We start from the raw sequence: 4,050 nt of genomic DNA, 5'->3' as shown, positions 1-4,050 counted from the left end.
TAATTAAAGATGAATGGATTCGATATTATCCTAAACACGAAATTGGTTCACAAGTAATTGGGTATGTAGAAAATGACCTTAATTCAAAGCATTTGGCTGTTGGAAAAAGCGGGATTGAGCTGCAATATGAAAATGATTTAAAAGGAAAACCAGGTAAAACTCTTATTTTTAAATTGAATAATAAAAAGTTCTTATGGAACATTCAAAACGTACAAAAAGGTAAAGATGTACGGCTAGCTTTAGACTCTGAGTTGCAGCAAAAGGCAGAAGAAGCATTAAAATCTCAAATTAAGAAAACACCTGATGCTAAAGCTGGTTATGCTGTAGTGAGCGATGCGAAAACTGGCGCAATTTTAACTATGGCCAACTCGGTAGTTTTTGATCCAAATATATTAAATACACATGTATCTTCTAGAAAAGAAAACATTAAATCTCTTTCGCAAAATAAAGCAATTCAAAAATTAAAGTATGGTGAATCTTATGTAAATATGGCTTCTACTATAAAACCACTTACTATTTTAATTGGATTAAATGAAAAGCTTTTCCAACCCGAAGATACTTATTTAGATAAAGGTACTTTTCAGTATGATAATCAAAATAACATTACGAATGCGCCTGGAACACCAACAGGGGAGATTACACCGAGGCAGGCTATCATTAATTCATCTAACACATTTATGACAGCAAAAGTAGCTCTGCCCCTATTCAACCAAAATAATGGGAATATAGAAAAAGTGGCACATATATGGACAGATTATTTAATGCAATTCGGCCTACGTTCTAAAACCGGGATTGATTTACCCTTTGAAGAAGACGGACAATATGAATTCCATCCATCTAATAAGTTTGAAAATGGAATCTCCGCTTTATTAAACGCCTCTTGGGGAGGAAATGAAGTGCATACCCCTCTTCAACTCGCTCAATATGCAGCAACTTTGGCAAGTAAAGGTGATAAATATAAACCTCAAACTGTAAGTGCAATTATTAGTCCGGACGGTAAGGAAACAAAAAAGTTTAAACCAATTTTAGAAAGTTCAAATCGTTACCCGATGACCTTTTGGAGTGTCGTGCAAGGTGGAATGAGTCAAAATATAGAGGAAATTAAAAAGTTGCCCTTTGACGTCGCAGGTAAAACAGGTATTACAGGTTTTCCGAATGAGCAAGAAAGAATGATAAATCATTCTCTTTTCATTGCATATGCTCCTACCGAAGATCCACAAATTGCCGTTTCTGTCGTTATTCCTGGTAGTAATTCAGAAAAAAACATCGCTGCTCTCGTTACATCAGAAATTTTAGAGTCTTGGCATACACTTCAAAAAGAGAATAAAAACAAAGAGGAAGGTTCATTAAAGTGAACCTTCCTCTTTTACCAAATAGAATCTATATTTATTATTTTCCATTCACCATTATCATTTTTTTCGAACATAAATGAATACTTAATATCAGTTAAAACATACTCTTTTTGTACGTATCCAGTATTGCCATTAATTGTCGATATTTTTATATATCCATCATTTTGCACTTTTTCTGGAATCCAAGCTTTTACCATTTCATTAGATACTTCATATAACACTTGTGATTCTCGTTTTGGTTCAGCTAAAATTTTCGTTTTATTTCCAGTAACCGTTGCATATATAAAATGCGCTTGCTTTGGTTGGTTACTTTCTGTCAATCCACTTGGTACTTTGTATACTTTTTTTGTATCATTTGCAAACTCTCCCCCCATTGTAAGAGCGACTTGCAACTCATGAAAAATATCTTCATCAAACTTCAGTTCATCCTTTTTATAACTCTTCCCTTTAAATAGAACTTCATCATTTAACGCTTTGTACAGGTCATTTTCATTTTTTGAGTTCGTACTTTGATATAGTTCATTCATAAATTGTTTTAATGATGGATCTTGAGCAGACTCATCTTTTGTTTTAGGCTTAATTTGAGTACTACTTTGTACCGGTGATTTATTATCATCAAGCCAAGGTTGTTGAACAATGAAAAATAACATTGTACAAACCAAAACAACTACAATAGGTAATGCTTTTTTACGAAATGGTCTTTTATGTTTTACAAAATCCACTTCATTATTTTCATATATAGACTGCTTTATTTTAGAAATAAATTCTTCTTCATCTTTACGATTCTCCATTGGCCCTTTTTTTATTTTTCTATACCAGTCAGGATTTTGTTTATTGTTCATCACTACTACCCTCCCCTATTAATTTTGAAACCTTACTTCTCGCTCTACTTAATCTCGATTTTACAGTTCCAATGGATACTCCTAATGTTTCAGCCATTTCTTCATAAGATAATTCATATTTTGCGTCCAATATAATTATTTCACGGTGCTTTTTAGGTAGTTCTAATACAACCTTCCACACATCATTCATTTCTTCTTGCTTAAAAAATTCTTGTTCTGCCGAAGAAGACTGCTTGTCGTCACTAAAAAATCCCACTAAAGATATCCTTTTAAAATAGGATGATTTTAAATAGTTTATGGCTGTATTTCTTGTGATTTTTAATATCCACGTTTTAATGGATGAATCCTTTCGAAACGAATGCCAATGTTTAAAAACCTTTATAAAGACATCTTGTGTGATATCATCTGATAAGTGTGGATCTTTTGTAATAATAAATGAATAATTCCATACATCTTGCCAATAGTCTTTAATAACATAGTCGAGCTCGTCATGATTACATTTTCCAGTAAACTTCTGTTCCATTTCCACACCTCAAACTTATTTGAATAAACATAAAACTGCCCTCACTTTTAATATGGTTTCAATATATAGACATGATACAAGTTTCATTTGTTCCATAGCGCTTTTTTCTATATAGCTACGCTTTCTGTATTTGAATATATTGTCGTTCTTCTGTCTCTTTCTTTATTTTCTCTTGACGGTTACGTAGCTCTTCTTGCTCCCTTTGTATTTTGGTTCTGATGCAAAAACAAAGTAAAAGAGAATAAAACATATATATTCCTAACGGAATCGTATTCTATGTTACAAGTCCATCTTCTATATGATTCAAGTAATTTTGTTGTCTAAGTTGCTTACTATCAGGTATGCCTTTTTCTTTTTTCAACTACCCAATTGCTATAGAATAAGCCGGATTCTTATCGACTGTTATTACACGTGGCTTTGAAACATGAAAAGGCCGCAGCGCTTTCCTAAAAAAGCGCTTTGCAGCCTTTTCATCTCTTGTTTTGTTTAGACAAAAATCGATTGTGTTTCCTTTCGAATCAACAGTACGTTACAGGTACATCCATTGCCCTTTAACTTTAATTAAATTCCGGATTCAAACTTTCTATTTTGAGTACGTTTAATTTATAGAAAACAGATAACAACATAATTTTCTCAATAAGTAATATTCTTATTTCAATACAAAATTCTTACAATTGATGCTATACCTGTATTAAGGGGAGCGTTTTAGTTAATTAGGGAGAAAAATTGTAAAAATGATATGGGAGGAACAAAAAATGTCATTGAAAAAGAAATTAGGTGTTGGAGTGGTTTCAGCCGCTCTTGGTATGTCTTTAATCGGTGGGGGAACATATGCATATTTTAGCGATCAAGTTGTGACAAATAATACATTTGCTGCAGGTACATTGGATTTAGCTATGCAACCAACTACTTCACTTAACTTAGAAAATTTAAAACCTGGGGACAAAATATTAAAAAAATTCAATTTAAAAAATAGTGGTTCCTTAGATATTAAAGATATCATGATGAAAATAGACTATACTGTAAACGACTTAAAACAAAATAATACTACAGAAGATTTCGGTAAACATATTAAAGTACAATTTCTTTGGGATTGGGATCCTGCAAAAAGCCCTGTATACGAGACAACCCTTGCAGAACTAAAATCACAAAGTTCAGAGATTGTCTCCAAAAAAGTATTTCATTCTAAGTGGACTGAAACAGGGGGGTTAAAACCTGGGAAAATGGATTGGTTTTGGATAAAGTTTGTATTTGAAGACAACGGTACAGATCAGAACGTGTTCCAAGGGGATAGTATTGCGTTAAAAATGGAGTTCCAAGCCAATCAAACAGA

At 32.7% G+C, this 4,050-nt stretch carries 4 protein-coding genes and 1 pseudogene; 2 read left to right on the top strand and 3 right to left on the bottom strand.

The annotated features are described in order from the left end of the window. On the top strand, window positions 1-1,355 hold a 1,355-nt coding region (locus BUA87_RS03910), incomplete at its 5' end, for a peptidoglycan D,D-transpeptidase FtsI family protein (protein WP_072938475.1). A gap of 11 nt (window positions 1,356-1,366) precedes the next feature. Here BUA87_RS03910 and BUA87_RS03905 read toward each other — a convergent pair. The 3 genes and pseudogenes from BUA87_RS03905 to BUA87_RS29865 form a co-directional block, all read right to left on the bottom strand. Continuing rightward, window positions 1,367-2,194 carry an SH3 domain-containing protein gene (locus BUA87_RS03905; RefSeq protein WP_001060761.1) on the bottom strand — a complete coding sequence of 276 codons (828 nt, stop codon included), beginning with the start codon at window positions 2,192-2,194 and terminating at the stop codon, window positions 1,367-1,369. Further along, the gene (locus tag BUA87_RS03900; protein ID WP_072938472.1) at window positions 2,184-2,717 is read right to left on the bottom strand and encodes an RNA polymerase sigma factor; all 534 of its coding nucleotides are present in this window, start codon (window positions 2,715-2,717) and stop codon (window positions 2,184-2,186) included. The genes BUA87_RS03905 and BUA87_RS03900 overlap by 11 nt, the downstream gene beginning before the upstream one ends. A gap of 295 nt (window positions 2,718-3,012) precedes the next feature. After that, window positions 3,013-3,279 (bottom strand): annotated as a pseudogene (locus BUA87_RS29865) (DDE-type integrase/transposase/recombinase); the annotation flags it as partial. A gap of 193 nt (window positions 3,280-3,472) precedes the next feature. On the opposite strand from BUA87_RS29865, the gene BUA87_RS03890 reads away from it, so the two are divergent. Next, window positions 3,473-4,050 (top strand): TasA family protein (locus BUA87_RS03890; protein ID WP_072939475.1); only part of this gene is annotated, 578 nt, incomplete at its 3' end.

The organism is Bacillus sp. bc15, assembly GCF_900142585.1.
GTDB lineage: Bacteria > Bacillota > Bacilli > Bacillales > Bacillaceae_G > Bacillus_A > Bacillus_A cereus.
The sequence above is the reverse complement of the archived record's forward strand: the minus strand, read 5'-3'. Positions and strand labels throughout refer to the sequence as shown.